The 12,373-nt window shown below is 71.5% G+C and carries 12 protein-coding genes; 8 read left to right on the top strand and 4 right to left on the bottom strand.

Translation table 11 applies throughout. The features are described 5' to 3' along the window. Positions 1 to 72: 72 nt before the first annotated feature. The 4 genes from VLK66_RS13800 to VLK66_RS13815 all read right to left on the bottom strand — a co-directional run bounded on the left by VLK66_RS13800 (position 73) and on the right by VLK66_RS13815 (position 3,433). Complete coding sequence (locus VLK66_RS13800; protein ID WP_325310013.1) at positions 73 to 876, bottom strand: hypothetical protein; 804 nt, start codon at positions 874 to 876, stop codon at positions 73 to 75. 81 nt (positions 877 to 957) lie between these two features. Then, positions 958 to 1,443, bottom strand: coding sequence for a hypothetical protein (locus tag VLK66_RS13805; protein WP_325310014.1), 486 nt, complete (start codon positions 1,441 to 1,443; stop codon positions 958 to 960). A gap of 506 nt (positions 1,444 to 1,949) precedes the next feature. Next, positions 1,950 to 2,852, bottom strand: coding sequence for a YegS/Rv2252/BmrU family lipid kinase (locus VLK66_RS13810; protein ID WP_325310015.1), 903 nt, complete (start codon positions 2,850 to 2,852; stop codon positions 1,950 to 1,952). Between the two features lie 248 nt (positions 2,853 to 3,100). Then, entirely contained in the window at positions 3,101 to 3,433 is a 333-nt protein-coding gene (locus VLK66_RS13815; RefSeq protein WP_325310016.1) for a hypothetical protein, read from the bottom strand. 401 nt (positions 3,434 to 3,834) lie between these two features. Here VLK66_RS13815 and VLK66_RS13820 point away from each other — a divergent pair, with 401 nt between their 5' ends. Genes VLK66_RS13820 through mraY form a run of 8 tightly spaced genes read left to right on the top strand, consistent with a single transcriptional unit; the run spans position 3,835 to position 11,968 of the window. Next, positions 3,835 to 4,266 carry a division/cell wall cluster transcriptional repressor MraZ gene (locus tag VLK66_RS13820; protein ID WP_325310017.1) on the top strand — a complete coding sequence of 144 codons (432 nt, stop codon included), beginning with the start codon at positions 3,835 to 3,837 and terminating at the stop codon, positions 4,264 to 4,266. Between the two features lie 23 nt (positions 4,267 to 4,289). Then, positions 4,290 to 4,487: a hypothetical protein gene (locus VLK66_RS13825; protein ID WP_325310018.1), complete on the top strand. Its 198-nt coding sequence runs from the start codon at positions 4,290 to 4,292 to the stop codon at positions 4,485 to 4,487. Next, positions 4,484 to 5,419 carry a 16S rRNA (cytosine(1402)-N(4))-methyltransferase RsmH gene (rsmH, locus tag VLK66_RS13830; RefSeq protein WP_325310019.1) on the top strand — a complete coding sequence of 312 codons (936 nt, stop codon included), beginning with the start codon at positions 4,484 to 4,486 and terminating at the stop codon, positions 5,417 to 5,419. The genes VLK66_RS13825 and rsmH overlap by 4 nt, the downstream gene beginning before the upstream one ends. After that, positions 5,416 to 5,802: a hypothetical protein gene (locus VLK66_RS13835; RefSeq protein ID WP_325310020.1), complete on the top strand. Its 387-nt coding sequence runs from the start codon at positions 5,416 to 5,418 to the stop codon at positions 5,800 to 5,802. Before rsmH ends, VLK66_RS13835 begins: the two co-directional genes overlap by 4 nt. Continuing rightward, a complete protein-coding gene (locus tag VLK66_RS13840; RefSeq protein WP_325310021.1) occupies positions 5,799 to 7,808 on the top strand; it encodes a penicillin-binding transpeptidase domain-containing protein in 2,010 nt (669 codons plus the stop codon). The genes VLK66_RS13835 and VLK66_RS13840 overlap by 4 nt, the downstream gene beginning before the upstream one ends. 1 nt (position 7,809) lies before the next feature. Next, positions 7,810 to 9,357: a UDP-N-acetylmuramoyl-L-alanyl-D-glutamate--2,6-diaminopimelate ligase gene (locus tag VLK66_RS13845; RefSeq protein ID WP_325310022.1), complete on the top strand. Its 1,548-nt coding sequence runs from the start codon at positions 7,810 to 7,812 to the stop codon at positions 9,355 to 9,357. Further along, a complete protein-coding gene (locus VLK66_RS13850; protein WP_325310023.1) occupies positions 9,354 to 10,829 on the top strand; it encodes a UDP-N-acetylmuramoyl-tripeptide--D-alanyl-D-alanine ligase in 1,476 nt (491 codons plus the stop codon). Before VLK66_RS13845 ends, VLK66_RS13850 begins: the two co-directional genes overlap by 4 nt. Positions 10,830 to 10,834: 5 nt before the next feature. Then, positions 10,835 to 11,968, top strand: a complete 1,134-nt coding sequence (mraY, locus tag VLK66_RS13855; RefSeq protein ID WP_325310024.1) for a phospho-N-acetylmuramoyl-pentapeptide-transferase — start codon at positions 10,835 to 10,837, stop codon at positions 11,966 to 11,968. The last annotated feature ends 405 nt before the right edge of the window (positions 11,969 to 12,373 follow it).

The following is a 12,373-nucleotide window of genomic DNA, read 5'->3' on the forward strand; positions in this document are numbered from 1 at the left end:
GGAGCGGAGGAACCGCGACGGGCTCCTCCGCTTCCTCCGTTCCCTCCGTGCGACACCCATCCCCATCAAAGCTCAGAGCTTCAGGCTGTACTGCGCGCCGAAGACCTGGTCGCCGCCCGCGTCGGCCACGACGAGCGCCTGGTAGCTGCCCGGCGGCACCGCGCCCAGCTCGAACGTCTGCCGCAGCGAGGTGCCGGGGTACAGCAGCCCGCGCCGGCTGGTGAACGTCCCCGCCTTGCCGCCGGCGGCGTCGAACAGCTCCACGCGGATCTCGGGGCGGTAGGCCACGTCGCCCGCGTTCGCCAGGTCCAGCTCCAGCACCTTCCCCTGCGCGGCGGCGTAGGCGCGGGCGCTGGTGAACGACACCTTTGGCGCGCCCGTGCCCTCCAGCGTGGTCGCGATCTGCACGCCGTAGCGGGTGGACGGCTGGATGCCCACCCGCACGCGCGCGTTCGCCGCGCCCGAGGTCGATTCGGCGCTCCCGCGCGCGATCCCCTCGATCATCAGGATGCTCCAGTACGTGCCGCCCAGCGACGCGTCCGCCGGGACCGTCACCGTGTAGCCCACCGTGGCCTCGCCGCCCGCGGGGATGCGCACCTGCGACGGGGTGAACGCGATCCACCGCGCGCTGCTCCGCGGCAGCGACCCGGCGGCCGCGTACCGCGTGGTGCCGTCGGCCGCGAAGGTGTAGTCGGTGAGGTAGACCTTGGCCTCCTCGGCCTGCCGCCCGTCGTTGCGCAGGCGCAGCGTGCCGCTGTACGTCTCGCCCGGGCGGGCCGCGTGCTCCTCGACGCCGCTGCCGATCACGCTGACCTGCGCGCGGGCGGTGATGGAGAAGGCGGAGAGGGCGAGGGAGAGGATGAGTGCTCGCTTCATGGTTCCCGCATCGTCAGAAAAAAGAAGCCGCGGGCGCGGCGGATGGTGGCTCCGCCGCGCCCGCAGGGAGAAAGGGGAGCGTCAGGCGCCCGCGACGATGGTGTAGGTCACGGTGCGGGTGGTCGCCGCCACCACGCCCGCCGACGCCGCGGCCGACAGCGTGTAGGTGAGGCCCAGCCCGCTCACGCTCGTCCGGCCCACGTTCGTGAGCACGTCCTGCGCGGACGTCCCCAGCTGCACCGTGCCGGCGCTGGTTCCCAGCGACGGCGCGGCCAGGTTCACCGACAGGGTCACCCCCGGCGGCGTGTCGCTGTCGAGCTGCGCGGTGACCTTGCGGCCGGTCTCGTTGGTGGTGATGGCGTAGGTGGCGTTGGCCGTGGCCGAGTTCAGCGCGCCGCCGGTCGCGGCCGAGCTGATGACCAGCGAGGGCGAGCCGGTGAAGGCGATCTGGTTGATGGCCTGCACCTCGAGCGTCACGTCCTGCGTGTTGGAGGACTGCGCGTGCGCCTTGCCGGCGCCGAAGGCGGCGAGGACGAGGGCGGGGGCGGCGAACCGGATGAGCTTCATGAGACTTTCCGTCCTGCGAAACGGATGGGAGAAAAAGTCCGGGAGAATACCCGGGGGTGCCCGCTCTTCAGGGCACGCCGCGCGCCATCCACTCCGAATCTCCTAAGTCATTCCCTTGTAGATAGATACGCCTCCATCCCGCCGATCCGCATCCCGCGCCGTCCCGTCGCGAACGTTGACGCCGAAGCCGATGCGAAGCCTCGATTTCCGCGCCATTGTTCGCGATCTCCCCGACTGTCGCGGATTCGTACGCTGAACTGCAGGAATTTCATACCAGATCTTGAGATCGACTTTGCATTTGACACGCGCCCAAAGACGTCATCCCGAGTCGAACACCCGCGCTTCGCGCGACCACGGAGGATGAAAAGGAGGTGTCCTCCGGAGCCGGAACCCGCCGCCGAGCCGAACAGCCTCGCGCAGTTTGCGAGGCTTCCCGTAGTGGTTGCTGCGACTTCAGTCGCCGGTGAGGGGGCCAGCCCGCGACCTTTCTGCGCGAACCCATCTTTTCAGGATTTCGGCGCGCCGGGCGGCTCGGGGACCATGAGCGTCAGCCGCCCGGGCGCGAACGCGTAGTCGAAGCGCCGCGCGCACAGCGGCTCGCCGTCGGCGTTCACGGCCAGCTCCTCGGCGGCGTCGATGCGGAGGGAGGGCACCTGGCGGTAGGTCACGCGCGGGTGGTCCACGTGGCCGCCGGCGCGCACCTGCGGCGCGATGCGCGCGAACTCCAGGCGGCTCATCTCCTCGATGATGCAGACGTCCAGCAGCCGGTCGTCCATCTCCGCCCGCGCGGTCAGGTGGATGCCGCCGCCGGTGCGCCGCGCGTTGCCCACCGCGAACACCAGGAACTCGCCGTCGTGCAGCGTCTCGCCGCCGGAGGTGAAGCGGGCGCGCGACGCCTCCAGCCGCACGAACTTGCGCACGCCCGTCACCACGTAGGCCACCGGCCCCAGCACGCTCTTCAGCGCCTCCGGCGACTCGCCCGTGGCCTCGGCGCCGAAGCCGCCGGTGGACACGTTCAGGAAGCAGCGCCCGTTCACCGTCGGCACGTCCACGCAGAAGGGGATGCCCGCCACGGCCACCGCCAGCGCCGCCTCCGGGTCGCCGAGGGGGATGCCGAGCCCCGCCGCCAGGTCGTTGGCCGTTCCCAGCGGGAGGATGGCGAGCCGCGGCGCGGAGGCGGCGCCCGCGCGCGCCACCAGGCCGTTCACCACCTCGTTCACCGTCCCGTCCCCGCCCGCGGCCACCACCAGCCCGGCGCCGCCGTCCGCCGCCTCGCCGGCGAAGCGCGACGCGTCGCCCGCCTCGAAGGTCACCCGCGCCGCGACGTCGTGGCCGGCGCCGCGCAGCTTCTCCACCCCGCTCCGCACCTCGTCCACGGAGCCGGGCTTCACGATCAGAACGATCCGCACGATCCTGCGTCCTTCCATCTCCCGTCCCGCTCGTCGCCGGACGAGCGGAGGCCGGGCCCGCAGGTGGGTGCGGGTGGTGGGGACGATGCGGCCGAAGCCGCTACGACACGTCGTCCGCGCTCGCGGACTTCCCGGCGATCCGGCAACATCCCCGCCATTCTGCCGCTCACGGCCGAGCGGCGGGATTTTCCCTCGCGGCTATCGCGATCCGGCTCTCACCCCGAAGGATGCGAGCTTCCCCGCCTGCTTCAGCAGGTGCAGGTGACGGCGCACGAGGCCTCGGGCGTTGAGTTACAGGCATAGCACGTGTTGTAGCAGGTGGCGACGTCCGCGCACGTGTTGCACGTGCCGTAGCAGGTCATGCCGCCGACGGCAGACGGGCAGCTCACGCAGGAGTTGTCCGTGTAAATGCCGCTGCCGCAATCGCCCACGAAGGTGCAGTCGGATACCCACGAATAGCCCGTGTCCTTGTCCCTGATCTGCCCGCGCCCTTTCACCGTGCCCCGGACCGGAGGAGTGCCGGGATTGACCGCGAAGGATTCCACCGCGAGCTGTTCAAGGTCCAGCTTCAGCTTGTTCATGCCGCGCTCCCAGCAAAAAGTTTACGGCCCGGCTCCAGAGGTGGAGGCGCGGCCGCCACCAAACTGAGACACATCCCTAGTCGAGTCAATTAATATTCGTGAAAGGTGTGTTAACTCACGTCAGGAGGTGCGGGTGAGGAGAATGCGGAAGGCACCTGGTCGCGTGAATTGCCCTCCCCGCTCCCCCACGAAAGTCACTTCATCTCCCCACTTCTCCCCACCGTCACCCCACCTGACGCGAAAACGCAGAGTTCACGCGGCCTCGCGCGCGCGCAGACCTGCACGGCTGTTCGGCTTATCTTCGTCTTGACTCGCTGGATTCCCGCACTATCTTGCGGCGCGGTGGGGAAGAGTGGGACGTTGTGGGGAACCGAGGGGAACCTGCCCTTCCGGGGAGAGGGATGCGCGGCTACCTGGGCAGCTTTCAGCACCAGATCGACGAGAAGGGCCGGCTCAGCCTTCCCGCGCAGTTCCGGCGGGAGAGCGGCGACGAGGCCCTGGTGCTGGTGCATGCCTTTCCCGAGTCGCTCACGCTGTATCCCCAGTCCACCTGGACCAAGGTGGAGGAGCGGCTGCGGGAGATGATGCGCTCCTCGCCCCAGGCCCGCGCCTACGTCCTGAGCGTGACCGCCAACGCGGTCGAGGTGGCGCCCGACAAGCAGGGCCGCATCCTGGTGCCGCAGCGGATGCAGGAGGCGGTGGGGATCACGGGGCCGGCGCTGGTGGTCGGCGCGCTCGACAAGATCGAGCTGTGGAACCCCGACCGCTTTGCCGCGGCCACCGCCGAAACGGCCGCCGAGACCCAGAACTTCACGCACCAGATCTTCGCCTGAAGCCCGCACCCCGTGGAGGCGCCATGATCCACACGACCGCCCAGCCGCAGCCCCAGCGCGCCAGCGCCCGCCCCGTGCCGTGCTCGCTGGACCGCCACATGGGCCCGTTCGAATCCATCCCCGAGCTGGACGGGTGGCTGGGCGCCGACTGGTGCGTCTGCCGCTCGTGCCGCAGCACGCTGACCACCTGGACGGCCCTGCGGCAGCGCAGCGCGGCATGAGCGACTACGCCTCCGCCTACCATGCGCCGGTGATGGTGGAGGAGGTGATGGAGATGCTGCGCCCGGAGCGCGGCGGCCTCTATCTCGATGGAACGCTGGGCGGCGGCGGCCACGCGCAGGCGCTGCTGGAGCGGGGCCCCGGCGCCCGCCTGATCGGCGTCGACCGCGACCCCGACGCGCTGGCGGAGGCGGGGAAGAGGCTGGAGCGGTTCGGGGATCGCGTCCGCCTGGTGAAATCCCCCTTCGCGGACGCGGTCGACGCGGCGGGGGTGGGTGAGGCAGCGCTGGACGGGGTGCTGCTGGACCTGGGGATCTCGTCGCACCAGATCGACGAGGCGGCCCGCGGGTTCACCTTCCGCCCCGGCGCCCCGCTGGACATGCGGATGGCGCAGGCCACGGCGGGCGAGCCGAGCGCCGCCGATCTGCTGAACGAGATGGACGAGGCCGACCTCGCCACCCTGTTCTGGAAGTACGGCGAGGAGCGGCGCTCGCGGATGCTGGCGCGGGTGGTTCTGGAGATGCGGGCGCGCAAGCCGTTCGCGGTGAGCGACGACCTGGACGAGGCGATCGGGCGGGCCATCCCGCGCAGCGACGCGGGCGACCGGGCCAGGATCTTCCAGGCACTGCGCATCGCGGTGAACGGCGAGATCGAGCAGCTGGAGACGGCGCTGGAACGGTTCCGCGACGCCCTTGCCCCCGGCGGGGTGTTCGCCATCCTGAGCTACCATTCGCTCGAGGACCGGCTGGTGAAGAACGCCTTCCGCGACTGGAGCCGAGCGTGCACCTGCCCACCTGGCCTGCCGGTTTGCCAGTGCGGCGGTGTGCCTCGGGGGGAGACTCTGGCGCGGAAGGCCATCACCGCCCAACCGGAAGAAATCGAGCGGAACGTGCGCGCCCGCAGCGCGCGGCTCAGGGCCTGGAGGCACGCGTGAGCCGCCGTCCCACCGGCACGCCGCTGCCGTGGGAAGGGCCCCGCGCCGACGCCGAGGCGCGCGCGGAGCGGCGCCGCCGGCGGCTGGGATGGATCGCCTACGCGATGATCCTGGTCGCCGCGCTGGCCAGCGTGGTGTGGAGGCAGACGGTGGGGGTGGAGCGGTTCCGGGAGCTGCAGAAGACGCGCGAGGAGATGGCGGTGGCAAGGGCCGAGCGGGACGAGCTGGCGAACCGCATCCTGCAGCTGCAGCGGCGCGAGCGCATCGTGGCGTTCGCGCAGCAGCGTCTGGGGATGCACGTGGCGCGCGACGAGGAGATCGTCCTCCTCCGCGTTCCCGCGTCCGCCGCGCGCTCCGGCTCCGCCGCCGGGGTGAAGCCGTGAGCGCGCCGAAGCGCCGCCCGGCCGCCGGGGTGGCCGAGGACGCCGTCGCCCGCCGCCGCCGGCTGTGGATGATGGGCTCCGTGGGGATGGCCGCGCTCCTCATCGTGGGCCGCGCGGTGCAGCTGCAGGGGTTCGAGGGGGAGCGCTGGCGCGCCGAGGCGCAGAAGCAGCAGCAGACCACCGTTCCCCTTCCCGCGCGTCGCGGCGCCATCTACGACCGCGACGGCGTCCCCCTGGCGCTCACGCGCGAGACCTTCGCCGTCTCCGTCGCGCCGAACGAGGTGCGCGACCGCGGCGAGGCCGTCTCCAGGCTCGTCCGCGCGCTCGGCCTCACCCGCGCCGCCGCGCGCCGGCTGACCGATCCGCACCAGCGCTGGGCGGTGGTCCCCGGCCGCTTCACCGTGGAGCAGCGCCGCGCGCTGGGCGACGTCCGCGGCATCTACGTGGAGCGCAAGCTGGAGCGCTTCTACCCGCAGGGCGACGTGGGCCGCGAGGTGCTGGGCAACGTGAGCGGCGACGGGCGGGCGATGGGCGGGATCGAGGCGGCCATGGACTCGCTGCTGAAGGGCGCCGACGGCTTCTCCATCCTCCGCCGCGACGCCAAGGGCCGGAAGGAGGCCGCGCCCTCGCTCCCCGCGCGCCCGCCGCGCGACGGCGACGACGTGGTGCTCACCATCGACTTCGACCTGCAGGAGATCGCCGACGCGGCGCTGGAGGAGCAGATCCGCGCGACCCACGCGATGGGCGGCGACCTGCTGCTGACCGACCCGCGGACGGGGGAGATCCTGGCCGCCGTCTCCAAGCGGGCGTCGTCGCGCGACCTTTCCGCCTTCATCGAGCCGTACGAGCCGGGGTCCATCGCCAAGCCCTTCTTCGTCGCCACCCTCCTCGCCGAGCACCGGGCCGCGCTGACCGACCGCGTGTTCGCCGAGAACGGCAGCTGGACGATGCCGAACGGCCGCACGGTGACCGACGTGCACGCGTACGACTGGCTGACGCTGCGCGACGGGCTGCGCGTGTCCAGCAACGTGGTGATGTCGAAGTTCAGCGACCGGCTTCCCCCGGCCACGCAGTTCGCGTATCTGCGCGACTTCGGGTTCGGCACGCAGACGGGGGTGGAGTACCCGGTGGAGTCGTCGGGCCGCCTGCCGCGCCCGGATCGCTGGTCGCCCTTCACGCCGGCCTCGCTGGCCATGGGCTACGAGATCTCGGTGACGCCCATCCAGATGGCCATGGCGTACGGCGCGCTGGCCAACGGCGGCGTGCTGATGGAGCCGCGGCTGCTGCGCCAGGTGCGCGGCCCCGACGGCACCGCGCTGGAGCGCCCGGAGCCCCGCCAGGTGCGCCGCGTGATCCCCGCCGAGGTCGCCCGCGAGCTGCGTGACGTGCTGGTCGAGGTGGTGGCGGACGGGACGGCGACGAAGGCGGCGCTCGCGACCTTCGAGGTGGCGGGGAAGACGGGAACGTCGCGGCGGACCGGGGCCGACGGGCGCTACGAGGCGGGGGCGTACAACTCCTCGTTCGTGGGCTTCTTCCCCGCGCAGGCGCCGCAGCTGGTGATCTACGTGAAGCTGGACCGGCCGCAGGGCGACTACTACGGCGGCCTGACCGCCGCGCCGGTGACGCGGGCCACGCTGCAGGCGATCCTCGCCGCGCGCACCCCGTCGCTGGACCGCGGCGCCCTGCTGGCCATGCGCACGCAGCCGGCGGAGCCGGCGCCGTCGGCTCGGCCGCAGGCGGAGGACGCCGCGCCGGCCGTGGCGGGGAACGAGGGAACGTACGTCTTCCTCTCCAACCGCATCCCCGCGGCGCCGCCGGAGGACCGCGCGCCGGTGCCGGTGCCCGCCGTGGCCGGGCTGCCGCTGAGAGACGCGGCGCGGCGTCTCCACGCGCTCGGCTTCCACGTCCGCGTGCGCGGCGGGGGGAACGTCGCATCCACCACACCCGCGGCGGGGGCCATGCTCCCGCGCGGCGACACGCTCACCGTCACCGGAGCGGGACTCTGACATGGCAGCGCGGGTGACGCTGGGACAGATCGCGGACCGGCTCCGCGCCGAGGGACTGCTGAAGGGCGAGCGGGGGCTGGCCGACCGCGCCGCCGCCCGCCCCGTTCCCGAGGCGTGGACGGACTCGCGCAGGGTGAAGTCGGGCCACCTCTTCTGCGCCGTGAAGGGCACGGAGACGGACGGGCACCGCTTCCTGGCCGAAGTCTCCGGGAAGGGCGCCGCGGGGGCCACGGTGGAGCGGCGCGACCACCTCATCTCCCTCCCGCAGATCGAGGTGACCGACGGTCGTCTCGCGGCCGCCTACGCCGCCGCCTGCGTGTACGGCGACCCGTGGAACGAGCTGACCGTGGTCGGCATCACGGGGACCAACGGGAAGACGACCAGCACCGCCATCCTCCGCCACCTGCTGGGGCGCCGCGCCCCCGCCGGGAGCATCGGGACGCTGGGCGCGCTGGACCACGAGGGAAAGGTGATCCCGGGGACGGAGGGACTGACCACGCCGGGGCCCACCGAGGTCGCGCGCTGGCTGCGGATGTACCGCGACGGGCTGGGCGGCAAGCCGGCGCTGGACATCGCGCCGGTGAAGGTGGAGGCGGTGGCGATGGAGACCAGCTCGCACGCGCTGGCGCAAGACCGCCTGGCGGCGGTGCGCTTCGACGCGGCGCTGTTCACCAACCTGACCCGCGACCACCTGGACTATCACCAGACGATGGACGAGTACCGCGCGGCCAAGCTCCGCCTTCTGGAGCTGCTGAAGCCCGCGGGTGCGGTCGTGCTGAACGCGGACGATCCGGCGTGGAACGGTGTGGGGGCATCGGATCGTCGGATCGTCCGCTTCAGCACTTCCGCCCCGGCGGACGTCAGGGCGCGGGACATCCGGGTGGGGCCGGGGGGGATGGAGTTCGTCCTCTCCACCCCCTCGGGCGACACGGACGTGGCCATCCCGCTCTTCGGAGACTTCAACGTCTCCAACGCGCTGGGGTGCGCCGCCGTCCTGTATGCTCTCGGATGGTCCGTCGGCGAGATCACGGCCGGGCTGGCGACCTTGCCGCAGGTGCCGGGGCGGCTGGAGCGCGTTTCCGGGCCGCCCGCGTCGGCCACGGTTCTGATCGACTACGCGCACACGCCCGACGCGCTGGAGCGCGCGATTGCCGCCATCCGTCCCCTGGTGAAGGGAAAGCTCTGGGTGGTCTTCGGCGCCGGCGGCGACCGCGACCAGGGGAAGCGGCCGGAGATGGGGCGGGTGGCGGCGGAGCGCGCGGACATGAGCATCGTGACCTCCGACAACCCGCGCACCGAGAACCCGGAAGCCATCCTCGACGCCATCGAGAGCGGCATGGGACGTGCACCCCGCCTGCGCGTTCCCGACCGCCGTGAGGCCATCCGCCACGCACTCCTGAACGCCGCGCAGGACGACGTCATCCTGCTCGCCGGCAAGGGCCACGAGACCTACCAGATCGTGGGAAAGCAGGCGCGTCCGTTCGACGAACGGCAGGTGGTCCGCGAGGTTCTTTCCGAGCGCGACGAAGGGTCTGGAGGTGCAGGTTGAGCGGGTTCCGCTGGACGGCGGAGGAAGTGGCGCGGGCGCTGGGCGCCGGTGCCGGGGGCGTGGACGGCGGCAGGGCGGGTGCGGGGGACAGCGGTGAGCCGCGGGCGGCTCCGGGCCTCGTCTTCTCCGGCGTATCCACGGACACGCGGAAGATCGGGCCCGGTTCGCTTTTCGTGGCCCTGAAGGGCGCGAACTTCGACGCGCACGACTTCCTGTCGCAGGCCGCCGATGCAGGCGCCACGGGCGCCGTGGTCTCGCACCGCCCGGCCGACGCGCCCGCGCACCTCGTCTACTTCACCGTGGACGACACGCTGCACGCGCTGGGGCGATTGGGGAACCACCGCCGCCGCGCGCTTTCGGCGAAAGTGGTGGCCGTCGCGGGGAGCAACGGGAAGACGACGACCAAGGATCTCCTCCGCGCCGCGCTGTCGCCGCGCTTCCGGGTGCACGCGACCGAGGGGAACCTGAACAACCAGGTCGGCGTCCCCCTGACGCTCCTCGCCGCGCCGGACGACGCGGAAGTGCTGGTCGTGGAGACGGGGACGAACGAGCCGGGGGAGATCGAGATCCTGGGCGCGATCGTGGAGCCCGACGCGGCGGTCATCACCTCGATCGGCGAGGAGCACCTGGAGGGATTGGGGTCGGTGGAAGGGGTGCTCGAGGAAGAGCTCTCCATCCTCCGCCATCTCCGCCCCAGCGGCGTCGCCGTGGTGGCGGAGGACCCGACCGAGCTCCCCGAGCGCGCCGAGCGGATCGTGGGGGGGATGCGGCTGCGGGTCGCGGGGTTCGACGCGGAGGCGGACGTGCGGCCCGACGGCGGCGCGGAGGGGATCGAGGTGCTGCCGGGCGGCGCGACGCGCTGGACCTTTCGCGGCACCCCCATCGACCTCCCCCTCCCGGGGATGCACAACGTCCGCAACGCGCTGGTCGCCCTCGGCGTGTCGGCGGAATTGGGCGTGCCGGTGGAGGAGAGCGCCAGGTCCATCGCCGCCATGCCCGCGCCGAAGATGCGCAACGAGTGGCGCAGGGTGGGGTCGCTGAACGTGCTGGCCGACTGCTACAACGCGAACCCGCCCAGCACCCGCGCCGCGCTGGACCTCCTCGCCTCGCTGCCGTCGTCGGGGGAGAAGATCGCGGTGATCGGGACGATGCGGGAGCTGGGCGGCCACGCCGAGGGGCTGCACCGCTCGGTGGGCGAGGCCGCGCTGGCGCGGCTGGGGAGCGGCATCGACCTGCTGGTGGCCACCGGCGACTTCGTTCCCGCGATCGGTGACGCGGATGGCGAGGCGCGAGTCATCGCCGCGGAGGACCCGCTGGAGGCGTACGAGGCGCTGCGGCCGCGGCTGAAGGGAGACGAAACGATCCTGCTCAAGGGCTCGCGCGGCGTGGCCCTGGAGCGGCTGATTCCGTTGCTGGAGCGGGACTTCGCCGGCGGCGCCGCCGCGGCATCCACCGCGCACGCGGGGCACTGAGGCCGATGCTCTATTACCTGCTGGTGCCGCTGGCCGAGCAGAACCTGGCCTTCAACGTCTTCCGCTACGTGACCTTCCGGGCCGCGGGCGCGGTGGTCACGGCGTTCCTGGTGGCGTTCTGGTTCGGGCCCTCCATCATCTCGCGGCTGCGGATGCTGAAGGTGGGCCAGGTGGTGCGCACCGAGGGCCCGCAGACGCACCTGGGCAAGAGCGGCACGCCCACGATGGGCGGCGTGCTGATCGTGATGGCGACGGTCATCCCCACGCTGCTGTGGGCGCGGCTGGACCAGTTCAACACCTGGGCGGTGCTCATCACCATCACCTGGCTGGGGGGGCTGGGCTTCCTGGACGACTACCTGAAGATCACGCGGAAGAAGACGGAAGGGCTGAAGGGGCGCTACAAGCTCATCGGCCAGACCTCCGCCGGCCTTGTCCTGGGCCTGGCGCTGGTCTTCGTCCCGCTCTGGCTGAAGGGGATGGACACGGGGATCCCCACCTATCCGTTCGCGTGGACGCAGATCCCCTTCTTCAAGACGGTGCACCTGTCGTTCTGGTGGCCGCTGTACATCCTGTTCGTCACCTTCATCATCGTGGGCTGCAGCAACGCGGTGAACCTCACCGACGGGCTGGATGGGCTGGCGGCGGGGCTGTCGGCCATCGCGGCGACGACCTTCGGCGTGTTCGCGTACCTGCTGGGGCGGGTGGACGCGGCCAACTACCTGAACGTGTTCTACATCCCGGGCGCGGGCGAGCTGACCATCTTCCTGGTGGCGCTGGGCGGGGGATGCATGGGCTTCCTCTGGTTCAACGCGCACCCGGCCGAGGTGTTCATGGGCGACACCGGGTCGCTGGCCATCGGCGGGGTGCTGGGGTGCGTGGCGGTGCTGCTCCGCGCCGAGTTCCTGCTCGGCATCGTGGGCGCCATCTTCGTCGCGGAAGCGCTCAGCGTGATGCTGCAGACGGCGTACTTCAAGTACACCAAGCGCAGGTACGGCGTGGGCCGCCGCATCTTCCGCATGGCGCCGCTGCACCACCACTTCGAACAGATCGGGTGGCACGAGAGCAAGGTGATCATCCGCTTCTGGATCATGGGGATCATGTGCGCGCTGGTGGCGTTTGCGACGCTGAAGATCCGGTAGGAAGTGCGGAAGTGCGGAAGTGCGGAAGTGCGGAAGTGCGGAAGTGCTGAGTGCTGAGTGCTGAGTGCTGAGTGCTGAGTGCTGAGTGCTGAGTGCTGAGTGCTGAGTGCTGAGTGCTGAGTGGAGATTCGCGGAATCGGTGATCGCGAAGATGCCACTAAAGTGGCGGCTACAACGGCACACAGTCCGCCTTCGCGGACTTCCGTGGCGGGACGGACGGCGGCGAGGCGAACGGGAGCTGGAGACGCGATGAGTTCTCCCCTCCCCCGCGGAGCGGGCGGAGGGGCCGGGGGAGGGGGCCAGCCGGCGGGCAGGATGTCTCCCGTACGCGAGAATGCCGGGGTGCTGTTCGCACTCAGCACTCAGCACTCAGCACTCAGCACTCAGCACTTAGGACTCAGGACT

The organism is Longimicrobium sp., assembly GCF_035474595.1.
In the GTDB taxonomy this organism is placed as follows: domain Bacteria; phylum Gemmatimonadota; class Gemmatimonadetes; order Longimicrobiales; family Longimicrobiaceae; genus Longimicrobium.

Excerpts from the sequence above, each read along its gene's own strand:
- mraY (WP_325310024.1), top strand. The coding sequence starts at position 10,835 with ATGCTCTATTACCTGCTGGTGCCGCTGGCCGAGCAGAACCTGGCCTTC.
- VLK66_RS13800 (WP_325310013.1), bottom strand. The coding sequence starts at position 876 with ATGAAGCGAGCACTCATCCTCTCCCTCGCCCTCTCCGCCTTCTCCATC.
- VLK66_RS13845 (WP_325310022.1), top strand. The coding sequence starts at position 7,810 with ATGGCAGCGCGGGTGACGCTGGGACAGATCGCGGACCGGCTCCGCGCC.
- VLK66_RS13815 (WP_325310016.1), bottom strand. The coding sequence starts at position 3,433 with ATGAACAAGCTGAAGCTGGACCTTGAACAGCTCGCGGTGGAATCCTTC.
- VLK66_RS13805 (WP_325310014.1), bottom strand. The coding sequence starts at position 1,443 with ATGAAGCTCATCCGGTTCGCCGCCCCCGCCCTCGTCCTCGCCGCCTTC.
- VLK66_RS13820 (WP_325310017.1), top strand. The coding sequence starts at position 3,835 with ATGCGCGGCTACCTGGGCAGCTTTCAGCACCAGATCGACGAGAAGGGC.
- rsmH (WP_325310019.1), top strand. The coding sequence starts at position 4,484 with ATGAGCGACTACGCCTCCGCCTACCATGCGCCGGTGATGGTGGAGGAG.
- VLK66_RS13825 (WP_325310018.1), top strand. The coding sequence starts at position 4,290 with ATGATCCACACGACCGCCCAGCCGCAGCCCCAGCGCGCCAGCGCCCGC.